19 protein-coding genes are annotated in these 23,601 nt (G+C 66.0%); 17 read left to right on the plus strand and 2 right to left on the minus strand.

The window, feature by feature from the left end:
- Positions 1-67: 67 nt before the first annotated feature.
- From hemA to LY622_RS13495, 13 genes are all read left to right on the plus strand, one after another.
- Positions 68-1,333 (plus strand): glutamyl-tRNA reductase, encoded by a 1,266-nt coding sequence (gene hemA / locus LY622_RS13435; protein WP_234291346.1) that lies wholly within the window; start codon positions 68-70, stop codon positions 1,331-1,333.
- 11 nt (positions 1,334-1,344) lie between these two features.
- Positions 1,345-2,433 (plus strand): peptide chain release factor 1, encoded by a 1,089-nt coding sequence (gene prfA, locus LY622_RS13440; RefSeq protein WP_234291347.1) that lies wholly within the window; start codon positions 1,345-1,347, stop codon positions 2,431-2,433.
- Entirely contained in the window at positions 2,433-3,272 is an 840-nt protein-coding gene (prmC, locus tag LY622_RS13445; RefSeq protein ID WP_234291348.1) for a peptide chain release factor N(5)-glutamine methyltransferase, read from the plus strand. The genes prfA and prmC overlap by 1 nt, the downstream gene beginning before the upstream one ends.
- Before the next feature lie 187 nt (positions 3,273-3,459).
- Positions 3,460-3,960, plus strand: a complete 501-nt coding sequence (locus tag LY622_RS13450; protein ID WP_234281320.1) for an Lrp/AsnC ligand binding domain-containing protein — start codon at positions 3,460-3,462, stop codon at positions 3,958-3,960.
- Positions 3,961-3,965: 5 nt separating this feature from the next.
- Complete coding sequence (locus tag LY622_RS13455; RefSeq protein ID WP_234291349.1) at positions 3,966-4,715, plus strand: HesA/MoeB/ThiF family protein; 750 nt, start codon at positions 3,966-3,968, stop codon at positions 4,713-4,715.
- Positions 4,716-4,725: 10 nt separating this feature from the next.
- A complete protein-coding gene (locus tag LY622_RS13460) occupies positions 4,726-5,646 on the plus strand; it encodes a LysR family transcriptional regulator (protein WP_234291350.1) in 921 nt (306 codons plus the stop codon).
- A 328-nt stretch (positions 5,647-5,974) separates the two neighbouring features.
- Positions 5,975-7,267, plus strand: a complete 1,293-nt coding sequence (locus LY622_RS13465; protein WP_234291351.1) for an NAD(P)/FAD-dependent oxidoreductase — start codon at positions 5,975-5,977, stop codon at positions 7,265-7,267.
- A 35-nt stretch (positions 7,268-7,302) separates the two neighbouring features.
- Positions 7,303-8,649: a glutamine synthetase family protein gene (locus LY622_RS13470; protein WP_234291352.1), complete on the plus strand. Its 1,347-nt coding sequence runs from the start codon at positions 7,303-7,305 to the stop codon at positions 8,647-8,649.
- Between the two features lie 180 nt (positions 8,650-8,829).
- Positions 8,830-9,933: a polyamine ABC transporter substrate-binding protein gene (locus LY622_RS13475; protein ID WP_305038586.1), complete on the plus strand. Its 1,104-nt coding sequence runs from the start codon at positions 8,830-8,832 to the stop codon at positions 9,931-9,933.
- Positions 9,934-10,145: 212 nt separating this feature from the next.
- Entirely contained in the window at positions 10,146-11,222 is a 1,077-nt protein-coding gene (gene potA / locus LY622_RS13480; RefSeq protein ID WP_234291354.1) for a polyamine ABC transporter ATP-binding protein, read from the plus strand.
- Positions 11,223-11,278: 56 nt separating this feature from the next.
- Entirely contained in the window at positions 11,279-12,187 is a 909-nt protein-coding gene (locus tag LY622_RS13485; protein WP_234291355.1) for an ABC transporter permease subunit, read from the plus strand.
- Positions 12,188-12,190: 3 nt separating this feature from the next.
- Positions 12,191-13,027 (plus strand): ABC transporter permease subunit, encoded by an 837-nt coding sequence (locus tag LY622_RS13490; protein ID WP_234281313.1) that lies wholly within the window; start codon positions 12,191-12,193, stop codon positions 13,025-13,027.
- 23 nt (positions 13,028-13,050) lie between these two features.
- Positions 13,051-14,343 (plus strand): NAD(P)/FAD-dependent oxidoreductase, encoded by a 1,293-nt coding sequence (locus tag LY622_RS13495; protein ID WP_234291356.1) that lies wholly within the window; start codon positions 13,051-13,053, stop codon positions 14,341-14,343.
- Between the two features lie 197 nt (positions 14,344-14,540).
- Here the strand turns inward: LY622_RS13495 and LY622_RS13500 are convergent, their stop codons facing one another.
- Positions 14,541-16,286, minus strand: coding sequence for a formate--tetrahydrofolate ligase (locus tag LY622_RS13500; protein WP_234291357.1), 1,746 nt, complete (start codon positions 16,284-16,286; stop codon positions 14,541-14,543).
- A gap of 231 nt (positions 16,287-16,517) precedes the next feature.
- Here LY622_RS13500 and LY622_RS13505 point away from each other — a divergent pair, with 231 nt between their 5' ends.
- Positions 16,518-17,567: a GlxA family transcriptional regulator gene (locus tag LY622_RS13505; protein WP_234291358.1), complete on the plus strand. Its 1,050-nt coding sequence runs from the start codon at positions 16,518-16,520 to the stop codon at positions 17,565-17,567.
- A gap of 24 nt (positions 17,568-17,591) precedes the next feature.
- Here the strand turns inward: LY622_RS13505 and LY622_RS13510 are convergent, their stop codons facing one another.
- The gene (locus LY622_RS13510) at positions 17,592-20,159 is read right to left on the minus strand and encodes a GcvT family protein (protein ID WP_234291359.1); all 2,568 of its coding nucleotides are present in this window, start codon (positions 20,157-20,159) and stop codon (positions 17,592-17,594) included.
- Positions 20,160-20,400: 241 nt separating this feature from the next.
- Between LY622_RS13510 and LY622_RS13515 the strand changes: the two genes are divergently transcribed.
- The 3 genes from LY622_RS13515 to LY622_RS13525 all read left to right on the plus strand — a co-directional run bounded on the left by LY622_RS13515 (position 20,401) and on the right by LY622_RS13525 (position 23,558).
- Positions 20,401-21,597 carry a glycine cleavage T C-terminal barrel domain-containing protein gene (locus tag LY622_RS13515; RefSeq protein ID WP_234291360.1) on the plus strand — a complete coding sequence of 399 codons (1,197 nt, stop codon included), beginning with the start codon at positions 20,401-20,403 and terminating at the stop codon, positions 21,595-21,597.
- Positions 21,598-21,791: 194 nt separating this feature from the next.
- The gene (locus LY622_RS13520) at positions 21,792-22,664 is read left to right on the plus strand and encodes a methylenetetrahydrofolate reductase (RefSeq protein WP_234291361.1); all 873 of its coding nucleotides are present in this window, start codon (positions 21,792-21,794) and stop codon (positions 22,662-22,664) included.
- Between the two features lie 315 nt (positions 22,665-22,979).
- Positions 22,980-23,558 carry a glycine zipper 2TM domain-containing protein gene (locus LY622_RS13525; protein ID WP_234291362.1) on the plus strand — a complete coding sequence of 193 codons (579 nt, stop codon included), beginning with the start codon at positions 22,980-22,982 and terminating at the stop codon, positions 23,556-23,558.
- Positions 23,559-23,601 lie beyond the last annotated feature (43 nt).

Here is a 23,601-nt window from a genome sequence, read left to right on the forward strand (position 1 = left end):
CGCCACCAGCGGTGGATTTTGCCTGTTTCGGTACCGCCTGACGACACCACGCGAAGACGCTTAACGCATGACGCTTCTTGCCCTTGGAATCAACCACAAGACAGCCACCGTCGCGGTACGCGAGCGGGTTGCCTTTACGCCTACCCAACTGGAGTCGGCGCTCGGCGAGCTGCGCAATGTCCCGCAGGTGCGCGAAGCCGCCGTGCTGTCGACCTGCAACCGCACCGAACTCTATTGCGTCACCGAGTCCAGCGGCGAGCGGCTGATTCTCGACTGGCTGAGCCATTTTCATGGGCTGCCGGTGGATGACCTGACCTCCTGTGCCTATCACTATCTCGACAACGATGCCGCCCGTCATTTGATGCGGGTAGCCGTGGGGCTCGATTCGATGGTGCTGGGCGAGCCGCAGATTCTCGGTCAGCTCAAGGAAGCCTACCAGTCGGCGCGTCTGGCCAGCGGACTGGGCGGCGAGCTGGAGTTGCTGTTCCAGCACACCTTTTCGGTGGCCAAGCAGGTTCGCACGCGCACCGGCATCGGCCAGAATCCGGTGTCGGTCGCCTATGCGGCGGTCAGCCTGGCCAGCCGGATATTCGACGATTTCGGTCGCTCCCGGGCGCTGTTGATCGGCGCCGGCGAAACCATCGAGCTGGTGGCGCGCCATCTCCGCGAGGCGGGTGTGCGCAACATGATCGTCGCCAATCGTACCCGTGAGCGGGCCGAAGTGCTGGCCCGGGAGTTCAATGCCGAGGCGATCTCCCTCAACGAGATCCCCGATGCACTGGTACGTTCGGATATCGTCATCTCGTCTACCGCGGCCCCGCTGCCGATCCTCGGCAAGGGCATGGCGGAGCGGGCACTCAAGAAGCGCCGCCACCGGCCGATCTTCATGGTCGATATCGCCGTGCCGCGGGATATCGAGCCGGAAGTGGGTGACCTGGACGACGTCTTCCTCTATACCGTGGATGACCTCAATGAGGTGATTCAGGAGAACAGGCGCCATCGCCAGGCCGCGGCAGACCAGGCCGAGTCGCTGATCGAGCATGGCGTCAGCGTGTGGCTCCACGAGCGGCGTATCCGGGGCGGCGGCGAGTTGATCCGACGCTATCGCGATGAGGCCGCCGAGCTGCGCAAGCGCTCGGAGCAACAGGCAATGGCCCGGCTGGCCCGTGGCGACGACCCGGAAGAGGTGATCCGCATTCTTGCGCATCAGCTCACCAATCGACTGCTGCATCGGCCAACGGTCGCCCTGCGTGAAGCCTCGGGCAGTGAACGCCGCGACCTGCTGGCGGCGGCCGAAGCGCTGCTGCTTGATCCCCCATCAACAAAACCCTGACAGGAAACGCCATGAAAGCGACCCTGCGCCAGCGACTCGACGCCTTCGTCGAGCGCTTCGAGGAGCTCGCCGCCCTGCTGGCGGAGCCCGAGGTGATTACCGATCAGACGCGGTTTCGCGACTACTCCCGGGAATATTCCGAGCTCGAGCCTCTCGTCGATGCCTGGCGCGACTATCGGGTCGTCGAAGGTGAGCTGGAGGATGCCGAACATCTGGCCGGCGACAGTGATGCCGAGATGCGCGAGCTCGCCGAGATGGAGCTGGTGGAGGGGCGGGAGCGTCTGGCGGCGCTGGAAGTCCGGCTCAAGCAGCTGCTGGTGCCCCGGGACCCGGACGATGGCCGCAGCGTCTTCCTCGAGGTGCGTGCCGGCACCGGTGGCGACGAGGCGGCGCTGTTTGCCGGCGATCTGTTTCGCATGTACTCCCGCTATGCCGAGAAGCGTGGCTGGAAAGTGGAGGTGGTCAGCGCCAGCCACGGTGAGCAGGGTGGCTACAAGGAGGTCATCTCTCGGTTCAAGGGCGAGGGGGTCTATGCCCGCCTCAAGTTCGAATCCGGCGCCCATCGGGTGCAGCGCGTGCCGGCCACGGAATCCCAGGGCCGTATCCACACCTCCGCCTGCACGGTGGCGGTGATGCCCGAGGCCGACACGGTGGGTGACGTGGATATCAACCCGGCCGACCTGCGTGTGGATACCTTCCGCTCCAGCGGGGCCGGGGGACAGCACGTCAATACCACCGACTCGGCGATCCGCCTCACCCACCTGCCCACCGGCGTGGTGGTCGAATGCCAGGAAGAGCGCAGCCAGCACAAGAACCGCGCCAAGGCGATGTCGCTGCTGGCCGCCAGGCTCAAGCAGAGCGCCCAGGACAGCCAGCGCCGCGAACAGGCCGATACGCGCCGTTCGCTGGTGGGTTCGGGGGATCGCAGCGAGCGGATTCGCACCTACAACTTTCCCCAGGGGCGGCTGACCGATCACCGTATCAACCTCACCCTGTACAAGCTCGGCGAAGTGATGGCCGGCGAGCTCGACGAAGTCATCGAGCCGCTGATTCACGAGCACCAGGCCGAGCAGCTCGCGGCGCTGCAGCAGGAGGCCTGATGAACATCGACAGCCTTCTTGGTCGCGCTGCGGCGCGGCTTTCCGAAGCGGGCTCGACCAGCCCGCGGCTGGATGCCGAGGTGCTGCTGGGCCATGTGCTGGGCGTCGACCGTACCTGGCTCTATACCTGGGGCGACAGGGCGGCTCCGGTTTACGAGCGAGCCCGGTTCGAAGCCTTGGTGGCGGCCCGGGCCGAGGGACATCCCGTCGCCTACCTGATCGGTGAGCGCGAGTTCTGGGGTTTGGCCCTTTCCACTTCGTCGCATACCCTGATCCCGCGTCCCGATACCGAGACCCTGGTAGAGATCGCGCTGGAGCTGGCTCCCACTGCCGAGGGGCGGTTGCTGGACCTGGGTACCGGCACCGGGGCCATTGCGCTGGCCTTTGCCAGTGAACGGCCCGGCTGGCAGGTAACCGGGGTCGACCGGGTAGAGGAGGCGGTGGCACTCGCCACGGCCAATGCCGAGAGCTTGAACATCGCCAACGCTCGCTTCCTGGTCAGCGACTGGTTTTCCTCCCTGACCGCTGAGTGCTTCGACTTGATCGTCGCCAACCCGCCCTACATCGCGGAGAGCGATCCTCATCTCATGCTGGGCGACGTTCGCTTCGAGCCCGCCAGCGCGCTGGTGGCGGGGGAGGATGGGCTGGCCGATCTGCGTCGCCTGATCGACTCGGCCATGCGCTATCTGTGCCCGGGTGGCTGGCTGGCCATGGAGCATGGGCACGACCAGGCCGAACGCGTTCGACAGCTGCTGCAGGCGGCCGGGTATCACGAGGTCGCCAGCCACCATGATTTGTCGGGCCAGCCGCGGGTGACGCTCGGGCGCGTGGGGGAATAACGTTGAGGGTTCTCCACTGGAGGGGGGGAGCGTGCTGTGGTACATCTATTCAGGAAATATTTCCGATTGTCGTCGTGATTCCATGTCACTACACCCTTAGTGTGCTTCATAGCCGCTGATTCTTGGGTGGATCCACCGGCATGGCGACATCATCCCTTCATCCTGATCCGGTTTGCCAAATACGATAATGAAAGCCAAAACCCGCTCGCTCGACCGTATCGACCTCAATATCCTGCGCTGCCTGCAGGAGAACGCCCGCATCTCCTATGTCGACCTGGCCGCCCAGGTCGGACTCTCCACCACCCCGTGCCTGGAGCGCGTCAAGCGGCTCGAGAAGGCCGGGGTCATCCGCGGCTACAAGGCCGTTCTCGACCCCAGGGCCCTCAAGGCCAATCTGCTGGTGTTCGTCGAGATAAGCCTGGAGACCCAGTCCCCTGCGGTATTCGACGAGTTTCGCCGGGCCGTGGCAAGGCTGCCCCAGATCCAGGAGTGTCATCTGGTATCGGGGCAGTTCGACTACATCCTCAAGTGCCGGATCCCGGAAATGGCGGCCTATCGCCAGCTGCTTGGCGACGTGGTGCTGACCCTCCCGGGAGTCAAGGAGTCCAAGAGTTACGTGGTCATGGAAGAGGTCAAGGAGGAGTTCTCCATCTACGTACCCGACATCGAGGAGCTCGAAGGCAAGTGATGGCGATGGACGATAACCAGCTGCTGCGTTACAGCCGCCAGATCATGCTGGAGTCGATCGATATCGGCGGCCAGGAGCGGCTGCTGTCATCCCGGGTGCTGGTGGTGGGTGCCGGTGGCCTGGGCTCGCCGGTGGCGCTCTATCTTGCCGCCGCCGGGGTGGGGCATCTCACCCTGGCCGATGCCGACAGCGTTGAGCTCTCCAACCTGCAGCGCCAGATCGCTCACGGCATGGGCGATCTCGAGCGCAACAAGGCCGAGTCGGCACGCGAGTCGGCACTGGCACTCAATCCCGGCTGCGACATCACCGTGGTGACGCAGCACCTGGAGGGGGCGGCCATGGACGACGCCGTGGCCGCGGTGGATCTGGTGCTCGACTGTACCGACCGCTTTTCCAGCCGCTATGCCATCAACGCCGCCAGCCACAAGGCGGGAAAGCCGCTGGTGTCCGGTGCGGCGATCCGTTTCTCCGGACAGCTGGCGGTGTTCGATCCCCGTGACCCGGCAAGCCCCTGCTATGCCTGCCTCTATCCCCCCGGAGAGGGCGACGACGAGGCGCTTCGCTGCGCCGAGAATGGCGTCGTGGCACCCCTGGTGGGGCTGATCGGCTGCTTTCAGGCGCTGGAAGCGGTCAAGCTGCTCAGCGGTGCCGGCACCCCGCATCGCGGGCTTTCCACCTTCGATGGCATGAGCGGCCAGTGGCGCCATTTCCAGGTGCCGCGGGACCCCGCCTGTCCGGTATGCGCCTCGCGCTGAGGATTCGCTCATGGTCGACCGGTCGGGGCTGAAGCTGGGGCAGGTCAGCGATTTCGATATTCGCCTGGTTCGTGTCTTCAAGGCCGTGGTGGAGTGTGGTGGCTTTTCCGCCGCGGAGTCGGCGCTTGGTATCAGTCGGCCGGCGATCAGCCAGCACATGAGCGACCTCGAGAAGCGCCTGGGGCTGAAGCTGTGCCAGCGGGGACGCGGCGGCTTCTCTCTCACCGAGGAGGGGCGCCAGGTCTTCGAGGCGACCCTGACGCTGCTGTCGGCGCTTGAGACCTTTCGTACCGAGGTCAACGGGCTGCATCGGAACCTGCGTGGCGAGCTCAACATCGGCCTGACCGACAACCTGGTCAGCATGCCGCGGATGCACGTGACTGATGCCCTGGCCGACCTCAAGGCACAGGGGCCGGACGTGCGCATCAATATCCACATGGAGGCACCGGACAGTATCGCCCAGGGCGTGCTGGATGCCCGCCTGCATGTGGGCGTCGTCCCGGAGGTCAACCTGCCGGCCAGCGTCGATGCACGGCCGCTCTATGACGAAACGTTGCGCCTCTACTGCGCCGACCGTCACCCGCTCTTTCATCGACGGGACGAGGCGCTGGACGAGGCGGTGCTGGCCGCTCACGAGGCGGTGCTGCCCGCTTACCCGCTGCCCGAGACGGCCCGCCAGGCCCATGCCAGGCTGAAGGGTACCGCCACGGCCTCGGACCGCGAGGGCGCGGTCTTTCTCATCCTGACCGGTTGCTATATCGGCTACCTGCCCGATCACCTGGCCGAACCCTGGGTCGCGGCGGGGCGCTTGCGGGCGCTCTGCCCCGAAACCTGCACCTATCCCATTCCCCTGGTCACGATCACCCGCCGAGACCGTCGCCCTCACCGGGTGCTCGAGGTCTTTCTGGCCTCCGTGGGGCGTCATGGCTAGCGGGTCGTCGCCACACCGGTCCCGCTCCTGCTTGCCAGGCCCGACGTGCCCGTTTGATGGTGATTTCTTGACAATCTATCCCCTCCAGCTTCTCCTGCGGTCACGGCGTTTCATGCTCTATATGCGCTATAAAAGACGATTATTATGCCGCGCAAGCAGGTGCTGGTGATTGTGTGTTGACGTTTTTCGTTATTGAATACTTGACATGGTCTGCGGGTTTGGTGCCAGACTAGAGGCATGGTCTGGACGCCAATGCGGCTCAACCAGAGGCTAATCATCGCTCGTCATGCCGGCTGATCCCGGCCCCATCAGTGCAAGGACCGGTTTCATGGCTGCTGCCACTACGCTCGACATCCCGGCATCCTATTACCGCGATACGGTGGCGGTAGGCCTGGAGGCCTGTCCGCCGCTGGAAGGCGACCAGCGGGCCGATGTCTGTGTGATCGGCGGTGGCGTAACCGGCTGCTCGGCGGCACTGCACCTGGCCGAACGGGGCTATTCGGTACGCCTGCTGGAAGCGCAGGCGATTGGCTACGGTGCCTCGGGGCGCAGCGGCGGCCAGATCCTTCCGGGCCTGGGCACCGATATCACCACCGTGGAGCAAGTGCTGGGACTCGAACGAGCCCGCGCCATCTGGGAGATGAGCCGTGAAGCGGTTCGGCTCACGGCGGGTCTCGTCGAGCGTCATGCCATTCCCTGCGACCTGGCCTGGGGCTTCCTGCACGCCGCCGTCAAGCCGCGCCATGTGCGCGAGCTGCAGGCGTTTCGGGAGCGCATGGCCCGCGATTACGGTTATACGGACATGGCCTGGCTCGAGGGCCCGGCATTGCGTGAGCGGGTGGTGACCGACGCCTATCCCGGCGCCCTGTACGAGGGGGAGGGCGGCCACCTGCACCCGCTGAACTATACGCTGGGGCTGGCGCGTGCCGCGCAGCGTGCCGGGGTAACGATTCACGAAGATAGCAGGGCGCTAAGCATCCGGCGGGGGCAGCCGGCGCGGGTGGAAACCGATGGCGGCAGCATCACCGCCGACTTCGTGGTGGTGGCCGCCAATGCCTACCTGGGGGGACTGGTGCCAGAGCTGAATGGCCGGACGATGCGCGCCGCCAACTACATGGTGGCGACAGCTCCCCTGAGCGAAGCGCAGGCCGCCTCGGTGCTGCCACGCAACGATGCCCTGGCCGATGCCAACTTCGTGCTCGATTACTATCGTCTCTCTGCCGATCGGCGGCTGATCTATGGCGGCGAGGTGAGCTACGATGGCCGTGAGCCGCGCGGCCTGCGCGAGCGAATGGACGCCAAGATCGCACGGCTGTTTCCCGTGCTGGAGGGCGTGGCGATCGACTATCGCTGGGGAGGCGATGTGGCCATTACCCTAAACCGGGCGCCGGACTTCGGCCGTATCGGGCATAACCTCTACTACGCCCAGGGCTACTCCGGCCACGGCATGGCCCTGGCTGGCCTCGCCGGGCAGTTGATGAGCGATGCCATTGCCGATCAGAGCGAGCGGTTCGATCTCTTCGCCGCCATGCCGCATCGGCGCTTCCCCGGTGGCGGCTGGCTGCGAACGCCGCTGCTGGTGCTGGCGACTACCTTCTACAAACTGCGTGACCGACTATAACCATCAGCCCGAAACGGGGCGGAAATGAGGTTTCCATGAAAGATCTAGAGAGCTGGCTCAAGGAACGGCGCATCACCGAGGTGGAGTGCCTGGTCAGCGATATCACCGGGATTGCCCGAGGCAAGATCACCCCCGTTTCGAAGTTCATGGCAGAGAAGGGCATGCGTTTGCCCGAAAGCGTACTGCTGCAGACCGTGACCGGCGACTATGTGGAGGATGACCTCTACTACTCGCTGCTCGATCCCGCCGATATCGACATGATATGCAAGCCCGACATCTCGGCCGTCTATCCGGTGCCCTGGGCGCTGGAGCCCACGGCCCAGGTGATACACGACTGCTATGACAAGATGGGCAACCCCATCGAACTCTCCTGTCGCAACCAGCTCAAGCGGGTGCTGGCCCTCTATGCCGAGAGGGGCTGGAAGCCGGTGGTGGCGCCGGAAATGGAGTTCTATCTCACCAAGCGATGCGAAGACCCTGACCTGCCGCTCCAGCCGCCTATCGGCCGCAGCGGGCGGCAGGAGACCGGCCGGCAATCCTTTTCCATCGATGCGGCCAACGAGTTCGATCCGCTGTTCGAGGACATGTATGACTGGTGCGAGGCCCAGGGGCTGGATATCGATACCCTGATCCATGAAGAGGGCACCGCCCAGATGGAGATCAACTTCCGTCACGGCGACCCGCTGATGCTGGCGGACCAGATCTTCCTCTTCAAGCGGACACTGCGGGAAGCGGCGCTCAAGCATGACGTGGCGGCCACCTTCATGGCCAAGCCGATCACCAATGAGCCGGGCAGCGCCATGCATATCCATCAGAGCGTGCTCGACGCCACCACGGGCCGCAGCGTCTTTTCCAACGACGACGGCTCCATGAGCCAGCTGTTCCTGCACCATATCGGCGGTCTGCAGCGTTTCATCCCCGAGGCGTTGCCGCTGATGGCGCCCAACGTCAACTCCTTCCGCCGTTTCCTGCCGGATACCTCGGCGCCGGTCAACGTCGAATGGGGTGAGGAGAACCGCACCTGCGGACTGCGCGTCCCCGACTCCACGCCACAGAACCGGCGCATCGAGAACCGCCTTCCCGGCGCCGATGCCAACGCCTACCTGGCCATTGCCGCCAGTCTGCTGTGCGGCTACCTCGGCATGGAGCAGGGGCTGAACCCGTCGGCGCCGGTGCAAGGGCGGGCGTTCGAGCGTCGCAACATGCGCCTGCCCTTCACCCTCGAGCAGGCGCTGGAAAGGATGGAGCACTGTGCGGAGCTGGAGCGTTACATGGGCCATCGCTTCGTAACCGGCTATGTGGCGGTAAAGCGGGTGGAGAACGAGAATTTCAAGCAGGTGATCAGTTCCTGGGAAAGGGAGTTCCTGCTGCTCAGCGTCTGAAGCGGCCGAGCCATCGCAAGAGCAATGGGTAGGAAGACGATGTCACCGCTCAGGCTGGTCTGCTGACAGCCTATCGTCTGACTCGTGAGGAAGAGCGGCAACATGCTGGAGGGCCCCGGCGAAGGGGATGCCGGGTATCAACGAAACCAAGTGAATAACAACAGCGAAAGAGGTGTCATGATGTCCCGACAAAGCAAGCTTTCCCTGGCCGTTGCTGCGGCCTCCCTGGCGTTGATGACCGGCGCGGCTCATGCCAACGAAGTGCGGGTCTACAACTGGTCGGACTATATCGCCCCCGACACCCTCGAGAAGTTCACCGAGGCTACCGGCATTCGGGTGGTCTACGACGTCTACGACAGCAACGAGGTGCTCGACGCCGCCATGCTCTCGGGGCGCTCCGGCTATGACGTGGTAGTGCCGTCCAACCATTATCTGACACGCCAGGTCAGTGCCGGCGTCTATCGGGAGCTGGACCACGACAAGCTACCCAACATGGTCAACCTCAACCCCGAACTGATGGACGACCTGGAGTCCATCGACCCGGGTAGCCGCCACTCCATTCCCTACATGTGGGGTACCAACGGCATCGGCTACAACGTCGAGCGGGTCGAGGCGATTCTCGGTGAGGACGCCCCGGTGGATTCCTGGGCATTGATCTTCGACCCCGAGGTCACCACCGCGCTGAAGGAGGGTGGCTGCGGCATCTCCATGCTCGACTCGGGCGACGAGATGCTCTCGCCGGCCATGGCCTATCTGGGACTCTCCCCGCTCTCCGAGGAGACGGCGGACCTCGAGGCGGCGGGTGACCTTATCGCCGCCGTGCGTGACAACATCACCTACTTCCACTCCTCGCGCTATATCTCGGACCTGGCCAACGGCGATATCTGCGTGGCGGCTGGCTACTCCGGCGACATCTTCCAGGCCGCCGACCGCGCCGAGGAAGCCGGCCGCGACTTCACCATCGCCTACTCGATCCCCAAGGAGGGCGCGGCGCTGTGGTTCGACATGATGGCGATTCCCGCCGACGCACCGAACCCCGACAACGCCCACGCCTTCATCAATTTCATCCTCGAGCCCGAGATCGCAGCCGCGATCACCGAATACGTCGTCTATGCCAACCCCAACGTGGCCGCCAACGAGTTTCTCGATCCGGATATTCTCAACGATACCTCCATCTATCCCGACCAGGAGGTGATGGACAATCTCTATGTGGCGGAAGAGAAGCCCCTGGCCGTTCAGCGCGTCCGTACCCGTACCTGGAACCGGGTGAAGTCGGGTATCTGATGCGACACGCCGGCCCGCCCGGGCCGGCTACCTCCGACTGGCTGCCAGGAGACGCTGCGATGCCGCAACCCCAGCCGCGCGCCATGGACCGGGCTCGACGCACCGAGCCCGTGTCTTCCGAATTTGATTCTGCTGGAACACTGACTTCCGGACAGCCGTCGTCGGCCCCTTCCGCCTCCGGCAGGCCGCGGCCTGCCCCCGGGGAAGCACTGATGGAGATCCGCCGGGTCAGCAAGCGCTTCGATGGCGCCCTGGCGGTGGACGATGTCTCCCTCTCCATTCGACGAGGGGAGATATTCGCCCTGCTGGGTGGCTCGGGGTCGGGCAAGTCGACCCTGCTGCGCATGCTGGCGGGCTTCGAGAAACCCAGCGAGGGCGAGATCATCCTGGACGGCGAGGACATCTCGACCATGCCGCCCTATGAGCGGCCGATCAACATGATGTTCCAGTCCTATGCCCTGTTCCCGCATATGAGCGTGGAGCAGAACATCGCCTTCGGTCTCAAGCAGGATCGCCTGAAGAAGGATGAGATCACCCAGCGCGTGGCGGAAATGCTCAAGCTGGTGCACATGGAGGCGTTCGCCCGGCGCAAGCCGCACCAGTTGTCGGGCGGCCAGCGGCAGCGCGTGGCGCTGGCCCGCTCGCTGGCCAAGCGACCCAAGCTGCTGTTGCTCGACGAGCCCATGGGAGCGCTGGACAAGAAGCTGCGCACCGAGATGCAGCTGGAAGTGGTCCAGATCCTGGAGCGCGTCGGCGTCACCTGCATCATGGTGACCCACGACCAGGAGGAGGCCATGACCATGGCCGACCGGGTAGCGATCATGACGGATGGCTGGATCGCCCAGGTGGGCACCCCCATGGACGTCTACGAGAGCCCGGCGAGCCGTATGGTGGCCGAGTTCGTGGGCACGGTGAACCTCTTCGCCGGTGAGATCGTCGCCGACGAGGCCGACCACTGCATCATCGACAGCCCGGAGTTGGGCCGGCAGATCCGCATCGGCCATGGCGTGAGCACCCAGGCCGACGAGCGCAGTGTCTGGGTCGGGATTCGTCCCGAGAAGACCTGGTTGACCCGGGAGCGCCCCGCCGGCGACTACAACTGGGCCGCCGGCACCGTAGAGGATATCGCCTACCTGGGCGGCTTCTCGGTGTACTTCGTGCGCACCGAGGGCGGGCATCTGGTCAAGGCCAGCATGACCAATACCGAGCGTCGCGGCGACCGGCCGAAGTGGGACGAACCGGTCTATGTCCACTGGGACGAGCTGAGTGCCGTGATTCTCCACGACTGAGACCGCGAATTCCGACGCGCCTTGTTGCGACAAGGCCGTGCCATGGGGAGATTTCCATGTCCGACAACCTGGTTCGCCTGCGACGGCTGTTCAAGCCCCGTCGCGGCTGGGTCATCGCCGTGCCGTTGCTGTGGCTGACGCTGTTCTTCCTGCTGCCTTTCGGCATCGTGTTCAAGATCAGCCTCTCGGAGGCGGCGATCTCGATACCGCCGTACAGTGCGATACTCGACTACGGCCATGAGACGCTGAACATCGTCCTCACCTTCAGCAACTACCTCTTCCTGACCACGGATACGCTCTATATCTCCGCCTATTGGGGCTCGGTGAAGATCGCCCTGCTGGCCACGGTACTCTGCCTGCTGCTGGGTTACCCCATGGCCTACGCCATGGCCCGGGCCCCCATGCGCTGGCAGCTGGTACTGCTGCTGCTGGTGATGCTGCCCTCCTGGACCTCGTTTTTGATCCGGGTCTACGCCTGGATGGGCATCCTCAGCAACAACGGGCTGATCAACAACTCGTTGATATGGCTTGGTTGGATCGATTCGCCGATTCGCATGCTCAACACCAATTTCGCGGTGATCCTGGGTATCGTCTATGCCTACCTGCCGTTCATGGTGCTGCCGCTATACGCCAACCTCACCCGCCTCGATGGCTCCCTGCTCGAGGCGGCGTCGGATCTCGGCTCACGCAAGCTGAACACCTTCTTCAAGGTGACCCTGCCGCTGTCCAAGGGCGGTATCGTCGCCGGCTCCATGCTGGTCTTCATTCCTGCCGTGGGGGAGTACGTGATACCCGAGCTGCTGGGGGGGCCCAACACCGTGATGATCGGCAAGGTGCTGTGGGAGGAGTTCTTCCACAACCGCGACTGGCCGGTGGCCTCGGCGCTGGCCATGGTGATGCTGGCGATCCTGATCATTCCCATCGCCCTCTTTCACCGTTATCAATCCCGTGAGCTGGAGGAGTGAGCCATGCGTAAGCCATCCTTCACCACGGTGATGCTGATCGTCGGCCTGCTGTTCCTCTACCTGCCGATGGTCATCCTGGTGATCTACTCCTTCAACTCGTCGCGGCTGGTGACGGTATGGGCCGGATTCTCCGGCCGCTGGTACATCGAGCTGTTTCGCGACCGGCAGATCCTGGCGGCCGTTTGGACCAGCCTGCGCATCGCCTTCTTCTCGGCTTCCATGGCGGTGTGCCTGGGGACCCTGGCGGCCTTCGTGATGACGCGGTTCTCGCGTTTTCGGGGCAAGACGGTGCTCTCCAGCATGGTGACCGCGCCGTTGGTCATGCCCGAGGTGATCACCGGCCTGTCGCTGCTGCTGCTGTTCGTTCACATGGCGCAGATGGTCGGCTGGCCGGCAGACCGTGGCATGGTCACCATCTGGATCGCCCACACCACCTTCTGCAGCGCCTACGTGGCGGTGGTGGTGGCGTCCCGGCTGCGCGAGGTGGACCTCTCCATCGAGGAGGCGGCCATGGACCTTGGCGCGGGGCCGGTGAAAACCTTCTTTCACATCACGCTGCCGGTGATCTCGCCGGCGCTGGCGGCGGGTTGGCTGCTGGCCTTCACCCTGTCGCTGGATGACCTGGTGATCGCCAGCTTCGTTTCCGGTCCCGGCGCCACGACCCTGCCCATGGTGGTGTTTTCCTCGGTGCGCCTGGGTGTGTCACCCAAGATCAATGCGCTGGCCACATTGATCATACTGGCCGTGTCGCTGGCCACCTTCCTCGCCTGGTACTTCATGCGCCGCAGTGAGGCCAAGCGGCGACAGGCGATGCTGCAGGATATGACGGCAGGCCGATAAATTTTTTTATGTGAGGTATCGAGATGACGAGCAGTGCCTGCAGCGAACATGTGGCGTCCTACTATGCGGCGACGGCCAACCCGTCGCCGGCGCGTCCCGCCCTTGCGGGCGACATCGAGTGTGACGTCTGCGTGGTCGGGGCGGGCTTTACCGGTATTTCCGCGGCGCTTCATCTCGCTGAGCAGGGCATGCAGGTGGTGGTGCTGGAGGCGGCTCGGGTCGGCTTCGGTGCCTCGGGGCGCAACGGCGGGCAGATCGTCAACAGCTACAGCCGCGACATGGACGTGATCGAGGCGAAGTATGGCAGCGAGACCGCCAGGGCGCTGGGCGACATGGCCTTCGAGGGCAACCGCATCATCCGCGAACGCATAGCGCAGTATGCGATTCAGTGCGACCTGAAGGACGGCAACCTGTTCGCCGCCTGCAACGCTCGGCAGATGCAGGGGCTGGTCGAGCACAAGGCACTCTGGGAGCGCTACGGCCACCATGAGCTGGAGCTGCTGGAAGGCTCGGCATTGAAGCGGGAGGTGAACAGTGACCGCTATGTGGGAGCGCTGGTGGATCACTCCGGTGGCCACCTGCACCCGCTCAACCTGGTGCTCGGCCAGGCGGCGGCCTTCGAGGCGCTGGGCGGGGTGATCCACGAGCAGACCCCGGTGCTGGAGGTGAGGCACGGCGAACCGGTCGTGCTGCGCACCCCGCAAGGCACGGTCACGGCCCAGCGGGTGGTCATGGCCGGCAACGCCTATCTGCAGGGGGTGCTGCCGGAGCTGGAGAACAGGTCGATGCCCTGCGGCACCCAGATCATCACCACAGAGCCGTTGCCGGCGGCGCTGCGGCGTGAGCTGATACCCAACGACATGGCGGTGGAGGACTGCAACTATCTGCTCGACTACTACCGTTTCACCGGTGATGGCCGGCTCCTCTATGGCGGTGGCGTCAACTACGGCGGCCAGGATCCGGTGGATATCGCGGCGCTGATCCGGCCCAAGCTGCTGAAGACCTTTCCCTCGCTGGCCGAGGTCAGGATCGACTACGCCTGGAGCGGCAATTTCCTGATGACCCTGAATCGCCTGCCGCAGTTCGGGCGGCTCAACGGCAACGTCTTCTATGCCCAGGGCTACTCCGGCCACGGGGTGACCTGCTCCCACCTGGCCGGGCGTCTGATTGCCGAGGTCATGAGGGGAGCGAGCGAGCGCTTTGATGCCTTCGCCGGCCTGCCGCACCTGCCCTTCCCCGGGGGGCGCCTGATGCGTGTACCCCTCTCGGCCCTCGGCGCCTGGTACTACGCCACCCGTGACAAGCTCGGCATATAACGCTGAGTCCATTGCTGCGCTCGATATCCTGACCACCGCAGGGCTATCGCAGTTGCCACATAACGAGGGGCGCCGGGGACAGGTCGAAGAGGAGGTCTTTTGCCATGGATGGCAAAAGTAGCGCCCAGGGAAGGGTTCACAGCGCCTCCTCAGAGACCTGTCGACGGATCAGCCCCGAGTGTGTTCTGCCGGCTTGATCAGTAGAGCCCCACGGTCTCTCCGTTCTCGTCGATATCGAGTCGGGTGGCGGCCGGGGTCGCATTGAGTCCCGGCAGGGTGCGGATATCGCCGGCCAGTGCATAGACGAAGCCGGCGCCGGCGGAGAGCCGCACCTCGCGGACCGGCAGTCGCCAGCCCGTGGGAGCGCCTAGCCGGCTCGGGTCGGCGGAGAGCGAGAGATGCGTCTTGGCGATACATACCGGCAGCCGGCCATGGCCCTGACGCTGCCAGGCGTCCAGTTGCTGCCGGGCCGTGGGAGCGAAGTCGACCCCCTCGGCGCCGTAGAGGCGGGTGGCGATGCGCTCGATCTTGGCCGCCAGCGGCAGTTCGTCGGGGTAGAGGAAGTGGAAATCGTTCCCGGTTTCGTCGGCCTCGTCTATCGTCTCGATCAGGGCCTCGGCCAGTGCCTGGGCACCCTTGCCGCCATCCCGCACATGGGTGGAGAGCTCCGCTCTGACCCCTACCGACTCGCACAGCTCGCGGATGGCCGCATATTCGCTTTCGTGGTCACCGGGGAAGGCGTTGATCGCCACCACCGGGGTGATGCCGTGGGCGCGGATGTTGTCGATCTGCTTGAGCAGGTTGGCGCCACCCTCGTGCACCTCCTCCGGGTGCTCGGCCAGCAGGGAGGCGGGCAGCGGCAGCCCAGGCGTCAGCCGGTGACGGCCGCTGTGGTACTTCAGGGCCCGCACCGTGACCACCAGCACCGCGGCATCCGGTACCAGGCCCGAGATGCGGCACTTGATGTTGAAGAAGCGCTCGGCGCCCATGTCGGCGCCGAAGCCCGCCTCGGTGACCAGGAAGTCGCTCGCGTGCAGGCCGATCCGGTCGGCGACGATGGAGGAGTTACCGTGGGCGATGTTGCCGAAGGGGCCGGCATGGATCAGCGCCGGGGCGTGCTCCAGGGTCTGCAGCAGGTTGGGCTTGAATGCTTCCTTGAGCAGCACCGTCATGGCGCCGGCTGCGCCGATCTGCTCGGCGGTTACCGGTTCGCCCGCGCGGTCCTGGCCCACTATCAAGCGTCCCAGACGGCGGCGCAGGTCGGCGAGGGAGTCGGCCAGGGCCAGCACCGCCATTACCTCGGAGGCGGCGGTGATCTCGAATCCGGTCTGGCGGGGCACGCCGTCGCCGCTGCCGCCGAGTCCTACCACCAGGTGGCGCAGGGCGCGGTCGTTGAGATCGATGACCCGCGACCAGCAAATCGTACGGGGATCCAGCTCGGGTTCGAGGCGGTGATGCAGATGGTTGTCGACCATGGCCGCCAGCAGGTTGTGGGCGGCGCTCACCGCATGCAGGTCGCCGGTCAGGTGCAGGTTGATGCGCTCCATGGGCAGCACCTGGCTGTAGCCGCTGCCGGTGGCACCGCCCTTGAGGCCCAGGGTCGGGGCCATGGAGGGTTGCCGCAGGGCCACGCTGGCGACGTGACCGAGGCGCTGCAGTCCCTGGACCAGGCCTATGGCGGTGGTGGTCTTGCCCTCTCCCGGAGGGGTGGGGGTGATGGCCGAGACGACCACGTAGCGTCCCCGGGGGCGTTCGGCCAGCGCCGCCAGGGCCACCGGGTCGAGCTTGGCGATGCCGCGCCCGTAGGGTTCCACCGCCTCGCCGGGTAGCCCCAGGCGGTGGGCGATCTCCTCGATGGGCCAGAGGCGAGTGGCGCGGGCCAGGCTCAGGTTGTCGAGTGGGACCGGGCGGGTCTGGTCGGTCGCGGGGGAGCGGGGGGGCATCGTCGTTCTCCTCGGGCTTGATGATCGTACCGGCGATTAGGCTCAGTATTGCGTCATTTGGCCGTCGAGTTTGTGTGCTGACGTCAGGCGGCTTGGCCGCAGCGACACTTGGGGCATCCTCTGTCATGAGACAATCGGTCGTTCCCCGCTGTCGAATAGGAAAGCAGCGGCGTCGCCAGACGACGTCGGCTCGTCTACCTTGCCAGTAATCCCCCTGGGAAAGGAGCCACAATGGCGTTCCACGGCATGCAGGTCAGCGGCCACTACGATATCGGCTTCCTGCTGCTGCCGGGCTTCTCCCATCTCGCCTTCTCCTCGGCCCTGGAGCCGCTGCGTATGGCCAACCACCTGGCCGACCGTCGTCTCTACACCTGGCACCTGGTGAGCCGCGACGGCGCTGCGGTGTCGGCCAGCAATGGCCTGGCCACGCTGGTGGACCAGGCGCTGGAGCCGGTGCCTGCCCTGGACTTGCTGCTGGTCTGTGCCGGGGTGGAGGTACAGCGCCACTGCGACCGGGCGACCCTCTCCTGGCTGCGCCGCCTGGCCGGGCGACGCATCCCACTGGGGGCGGTGTGTACCGGCGGCTATGTGCTGGCCCAGGCCGGCCTGCTCGATGGCTATCGCTGCACCCTGCACTGGGAGCACATCTCGAGCCTCCACGAGGCGCGGCGCTTTCCCGAAGTGACCTTTACTTCGCAGCTCTTCGTCATGGATCGCGACCGCTATACCTGCTCCGGTGGCAACGCGCCCCTGGACATGCTGCTCAATCTGATCGGGCGTCAGCAGGGGCTGGCGCTGGCCGAGGCGATTGCCGAGGAGTTCATCCACGAGCGCATCCGCGGCGTGAGCGATCGCCAGCGCTATCCACTGCGGGTTCGCCTGGGGCACAGCCACCCCAAGCTGGAGGAGGTGGCCACCCTGATGGAGGCCAACCTGCAGGAACCATTGGCCATGGACGAGCTGGCCAGCTACGCCGGCCTGTCGCGCCGCCAGTTGGAGCGATTCTTCCAGCGCTACGTGGGCAAGCCGCCGCTCAAGTACTACCTGGAGCTGCGCCTGGCCCGGGCCCGGCTGCTGCTGCTGCAGACCCATATGCCGGTTACCGAGGTGGCGCTGGCCTGCGGCTTCATCTCGCCGCCGCACTTCACCAAGTGCTATCACGACCACTTCGGCCACTCGCCGAGCGCGGAGCGCAAGGGGCGTCACGAGCGTCAAACCGAGTTCACCGCCGTGCAGGGCGAGGCCACTCAAGGCACAGCTCAGGGCGGCGAGGCGCCCTGAGGGGGTTCATGAGGCAGGCGTGGATCAACTGCGCGGGCGGTGGTTCTCCGGATCGTAAAGCGCCCGATAGCCCACCGCCGCCACCCGCATCGGGTAGTGTTCGCCGAAGTATTCCATCAGCAGCTGGCGCCCCTCCTCGGCGTAGTCGACGGGCAGGTAGCCCAGGGCAATATTGCGGCCCAGGCTGGGCCCGTAGGCGATGCTGGTTGTGTAGGAGCGCCGGCCGAGCGCATCCACCGGTACCTCGCCGCTCTCCGGGTCGAGCAGCGGCGACTGGCCCACCGGATAGCGCGGCCTGCCCGCGGCGTCCTGGTGCGCCTCCATCACCAGGGTGCAGAGGCTGGCCGGTTGTTGTGGCCGTTGGCGTTGTTCCAGGTAGGCGGCCTTGCCGTGGAAGTCGGCCTCCTTCACCTTCGGCCGGGCCAGGCCGGCTTCGTAGAGGTTGTAGTCGGTGAGCAGATCGACGTTCTGCAGCCGCAGGCTCTTCTCCAGGCGGCGGCTGTTGGCGTAGGTTTCGATGCCCACTGGAATCGCTCCGGCCTCGAAGAGGCGGTCCCAGAGGGCGAGGCCATAGCTGAAGGGCACGTAGAGCTCCCAGCCCTGTTCCCCCACGTAGGAGATGCGGAAGGCCCATACCGGCAGGCCCTGGATGCGCAGCTCCCGGGCGGTGGCGAAGGGGAAGCGGGCCGCGTCGAGCTGTGCCGGGTCGTCGGCAAGCGCCTGCAGAGTGCGCCGAGCGTTGGGCCCCCACAGCCCCAAGGTGGCCAGGCTGTCGGTGCGATCCTCCAGGTGCCAGTGGGTGAGCCCGAACTCCTCGGCGCGGCGGGTGATCCACATCAGGTCGCGGTGGCCGGTGTCGCCGCCGCAGATCACGCGGAAGGCGTCCGCGGCCAGGCGCACGATGGTCAGGTCCGAGTGGACGCCGCCGTAGGCGTCGAGGAAATGGGTGTAGACCCCCTTGCCGGGCGGCCTGTCGCCGCCCACCCTGGCCACCGAGAGCCGCTCCAGCAGGGCCTCGGCGTCGCGACCTGCGATGTCGTAGATGGCGAAGTGGGAGAGGTTGATCATGCCCACGTCGTCGGAAAGCGCCAGATGCTCGGCATTGGCGACCCTCCAGAAGTGGCGGGCGTCCCACTCCGCGGGGCGCTCGGGCACCCGCTCGAGATAGGACGCGAGCCGCGTCTCGTTGGCGGCATAGCCGTGGGCGCGCTCCCAGCCCGCCACCTCCATGAAGTAGCCACCGAGCTCGCGCTCCCGGGGCCAGAAAGGGCTGCGCCGCAGGTCGCGGCCGCTCGCGAAGGGTTCGCGGGGGTGCACCGGTGGGTCATAGATCTTCTGGGCGATCTCCCGGCAGCGGCCCTGCACATGGTGAGGCGTCTTTTGCACCGGGTAGAAGCGGGCGATATCGATGCCGCAGGGGTCGAGTTCGGGGCGGCCCCGGGTCAGCCAGTCGGCCAGCACCTTGCCCATGCCCGGGCCGTCCTTGACCCACACCGCTTCGCAGCACCACAGGCCGCGGGTCTCCGGGGCCTCGCCCACCAGGGATCCGCCGTCGGAGGTGACGGAAAGCAAGCCGTTGAAGGAGTGCTTTTCGTCCCAGCCCAGCTCTCCGAGCAGGGGGGTGAGCTCGATGGCGCGCTCGTAGGGCGTGGCCACCTGATCGGCGTCCAGGTCGCGCATGGAGGGGGAGAGGCGGGCCCTCTCCCGGGAGAGAATATCGCGGGGATGGACCAGGCGCGGCGAGTTGGCCTCGTAGTAGCCCCACTCCAGCATTCCCCCTTCGGTGGAGCGCGGGTCGCCGGTGTCGCGCAAATAGGCGGAGTTGCCCTGGTCGCGCAGCAGCGGGTAGCCGATCTCCAGGCCGGTGCCGGCGAAGGCGTCGAAGGGGCCGAAGAACATCAGCGGATGCTCCACCGGCATCAGCGGCAGCGCCACCCCGGCCATGGCCGCGGGGAGCGGTCCCCAGATCCCCGCGGTGAGGATCACCAGGGGGGTGGCGACATAGCCCCTGGGCGTCTCCACCCCGCACACCTGGCCGGCCTGGACGTCGATGTCCAGCGCCGGGGTGTCGGCGAACACCCGCAGGTGGCCAGTCTCCAGGGCGCGTTCGACCAAGAGGCCGGCGACCCGCTGGGAGCGGGGTACCACCAGGCCGGCATCGGGGTCCCACAGGCCTCCCAGGATCAGCTCCCGCTGCAGCAGCGGGAAGCGTTCCACCACCTCGTCGGCGCCGATCATCCGGACGTTGGTACCGAAGGCCTTGCCCGAGGCGACCTTGCGCTGCAGCTCCGCCAGGCGGGCCTCGTCACCGACACGGGCGATCTCCAGGCCGCCGACCCGGTGATAGTGGCCGAGCGATTCGTAAAAGCGGCGGCTGTAGGTGGTCGTGTAGCACGCCATGCGGTCGTGGGAAGTCATGTAGCAGAAGTCGGAGGCGTGGGCGGTGGAGCCGACGTCCGTGGGAATGGCGGCAGTATCGAGACCGACCAGATTCGTCCAGCCCTGCTCGATCAGGTGATGGGCCACTGAGGCACCGACGATGCCGCCCTGGCCGATGATCACCGCGTTCGCCTGCTGGGGAAGGGTTGCCATGCTTGCCTCCTGGGGGCTCTGGCTGCGGGCCGTCGAGTTCAGGATAGGCAGGGGTTCCGGGGCTCACTGTCCCGCGGCGACGTCCTCTTGCGTCAGGGCGACAGCCCGGTGGGGCTGATGTCGCCGGCACCAAAGTGGCTGACGTTCACAGCGAGACGGCGGGGTGGTGAAGCACTAGCTTCCAGATAGAGGCGGCCCGCAGCGTCGCTTCGTGATCCGCTCAGCGTTGAGGAGACAGGCCATGTCCCAGGTACTAGAGAGCATCGAGCAAACCCAGGCGGCACCGGAGATCCTGCTCTATCCGCGCATCCGCAAGTCGCCCTTCTTCTACGCCTCCCGGCGGCACGGGGTGCGTAAGTACAGCGTCTACAACCACCATTACCACCCACGGCTCTACACCGACCCGGTGGATGAGTACTGGGCCCTGGTGCAGGGCGTCACTCTCTGGGACGTGGGGGTGGAGCGCCAGATCGAGATCAGTGGGCCCGACGCCTTCGCCTTCGTCCAACGGCTGGTGCCCCGTGACATGCGTCAGTGCCAGGTGGGTCAGTGCAAGTACGTCTTCGTTACCGCCCCTGATGGCGGCATCCTCAACGACCCCGTACTGCTGCGCATCGAGGAGAACCGCTTCTGGCTGTCGCTGGCCGACAGCGACATCCTGTTGTGGTGCCGGGGCCTGGCGGTCCATGCCGGCCTGGACGTTACCATCCAGGAGGTGGACGTGGCGCCGGTGCAGGTCCAGGGACCCAGGGCCAAGGCGGTGATGGTGGACCTCTTTGGCGACGCCGTGCTGGGCATGCCCTACTACCACCTGATGGAGGCCGAGCTGGACGGCATGTCGGTGGTGATCTCGCGCACCGGCTACTCCGGCGAGATCGGCTACGAGATCTACCTGCGTGACGCCAGCCAGCATGGTGAGGCGCTCTGGCAGCGGGTCTTCGAAGCCGGGCGGCCCCATGACATGCAGGTGATCGGCCCCTGCCACATCCGCCGCATCGAAGGCGGCATCCTCGCCTTCGGCTGCGACATCTGGTACGACACCAACCCCTTCGAGGTGGGCATGGGCTACGACTGGATGGTCGACCTGCGCGGCGACGACGACTTCATCGGCCGCGCCGCCCTGGAGCGGATCAAGGCCGAGGGGGTGTCGCGCAAGCTGGTGGGGGTGGAGATCGACGGACCCAGCGTGGGGTACTTCACCGATGGCTCGATGATCGACGTCTTCCCGGTCCATGCCCCGGACGGTGAGCGCATCGGCCAGGTGACCTCGGCCACCCGCTCGCCGCGCCAGGAGCGCAACATCGGCTACGCCATGGTGCCCATCGCCTATGCCGAGCTGGGCACCCCGCTGCGCATCGAGGCCAATACCGGCCTGCAGGACGCCGTGGTGGTGGAGAAGCCCTTCCACGACCCGAGCAAGGCAATTCCCAAGGGGTGAGGCAACCATAAGCCGTCACCGAGAGCGACACCGCTCGGGGCTGATCCGGGGGCAAGCCTGCGAGGAGGCGCTGTAAACCCGTCCATGGGCGCTACCGACGCCATCCCTGGCGTAGGACCTCCTCTTCGGCTTGCCCCCGGCGCCCCTTCGCTAACTTGGCAACCGTGATTGCCTCGTGAGTGCCTGGAGGCGCCATGAACGATGCCAATCGGGCCGCCCTGGCGGCCCTCGCTCGCCCGGCGTGGCTGGCGACCCGCTTTGAACTGCTCCCTATCCGCGGTATGCAGGAGGCGGCCGGGGCGCTGCCCGAAGGTGCCGTGGTCACCGTGACCTGCTCGCCGCGCCACGGCCTCGAGCGCACCCTGGAGGCCAGCGAGTGGCTGGCGGGGGCCGGTTTTCGGGTGGTACCGCATCTCGCCGCCCGCCTGGTGCGCGATCGTGCCCACCTGGAGCGGCTGCTGGCACGACTGGCGGCGCTGGGTGTCGAGGACGTCTTCGTGGTGGGCGGCGACGCCGAGCGCCCGCTGGGCGACTTCCCCCATGGCCTGGCGCTGCTCGAGGCCATGACCGTGCTGTCGACGCGGCCCGAGCGCGTCGGGGTGCCGGCCTATCCGGAAGGCCATCACAATATCGAGGCGGCCTCCTTGCAGTGCGATCTTGAGGCCAAGGCGGCGCTCGCCGACTATGCCGTCACCCAGCTCTGCTTCGAGCCCGGTCCCCTGCTGGCCTGGCGCGATCGGCAGCAGCGGCGCGGCCTGCGGCTGCCGGTCCATGCCGGCATCCCCGGGGTGATGGAGCGCAAGCGGCTGCTCAGCATCGCCCTGCGGCTCGGTCTCGGCCACTCGGTACGGACCTTGCAGCGTCAGGGCGGTTGGATGACCCGCCTGTTCGGGCCGGCCGTCTATCGCCCCGACGCCCTGCTGCGTGGCCTCCGGTCGTCTCTGGGAGAGGGGGGGGCAGGCTTCTTGGGCCTGCACATCTATACTTTTAACCAGATCGGCCCCACCCGCGCCTGGCTGGAGACGCTACCGAACAGCAGGACCGCTATGCCCACCAGCAGGGCATAGGGCAGTTGGGTGAGCGGCTAGCCTGACCGGCCAGGGTGCGGCGCTGGGCGCCTGGGACTATTCCCTGCGCGATCGGTTGGGATACTGAGACAGCTTTCGGACAAAGTCCAAGATTGTCGCTTTACGCCGACGCCTGGTCAGAAATTGTGGAAGTGATGCCTGGGAACATCTTTACACTTCGCGACAGCGTATACTGGGCTTCATTCCCCTGGCGGCGCAGGATGCGCCGTCCCTCATCGCATTCGCCGCATATCGTCGGAGCCGACCCTTGCATTTTGTCGGCAAGGCGCCTGTGCGCCACAGAGGAGGTGACAGATGAACAAATCAACCGTCGTAGGCGTGACATTGGCCGTTTTCGGTCTGGGTGGTCTGGCGTTCGGCGCCTGGCAGGTCCAGCAGCCTCCGGAGGAGAGCGGACCCCAGTATGCCGATATTGTCGGCACGGAGCGCGTGACGCGCAGCGTCGAGACGCCCCGCGAGGTATGCGAGGACGTCGTGGTCAGCCAGGCAGCGCCACAGCAGCCCAGCCGTGACCCGAACCGCATCGCCGGTACGGCTGCCGGTGCCGTCGTCGGTGGCCTGCTGGGCAACCAGGTCGGGGGCGGCAGCGGCAAGACACTGGCTACCGTTGCCGGTGTGGTGGGCGGCGGCCTGGCGGGACGCGAAGTGCAGGGCCGCATCGAGGCCAATCAGGCGCCCCAGACCTATACGACCACGCAGCGTCAGTGCCATACGGTGATGGATTCACACCAGGAAACCCTCGGCTATGACGTTACCTGGCGCTACGGCGACGTGGTACAGACCAGCCGTGTGGAAACTTCGCCCCAGGGCGACCGTGTCCTCATCGAGGATGGCCGGCCCCGCTGGGAGAGCCAGATCACCAACGAAGGTTGATTCCGCCAGCACCACGCTCGATCCACGACGCCCCGGCCCCAAG

Source organism: Halomonas alkalisoli (assembly GCF_021412585.1).
Classification (GTDB): domain Bacteria; phylum Pseudomonadota; class Gammaproteobacteria; order Pseudomonadales; family Halomonadaceae; genus Halomonas; species Halomonas alkalisoli.